Below are 304 nucleotides of genomic sequence, written 5' to 3'. Positions count from 1 at the left end.
GGCCGGTCAGAAGGTGCCGGTCATCCTGTCGATCGGCCCGTACTTCGGGCACACCGGGCAGACGGGCCCCGAGGGCTGGTCGCACACCGGGCCCTCGTCCCGCTTCCAGGACTTCATCGAGGGAACCGATCTGTTCGACCACGGCTACGCCTTCGTCATGGTGGACCTGCGCGGTTTCGGCGGCTCAACCGGCTGCCTGGACTGGGGCGGCCCCGGTGAGCAGGCGGACGTCAAGGCCGCGATCGACTGGGCCGCCCAGCAGCCGTGGTCCACCGGTGCGGTGGGCATGTACGGCAAGTCGTAC

1 protein-coding gene is annotated in these 304 nt (G+C 69.7%); it reads left to right on the top strand.

The window, feature by feature from the left end; translation table 11 throughout:
• The coding region (locus tag BZY54_RS54175; RefSeq protein WP_244217636.1) for a CocE/NonD family hydrolase at positions 1-304 on the top strand (304 nt) is incomplete at both ends.

It is taken from the genome of Streptomyces carpinensis, assembly GCF_002154505.1.
GTDB lineage: Bacteria > Actinomycetota > Actinomycetes > Streptomycetales > Streptomycetaceae > Streptomyces > Streptomyces carpinensis.
This window is presented reverse-complemented; position numbering and strand designations above follow the sequence as displayed.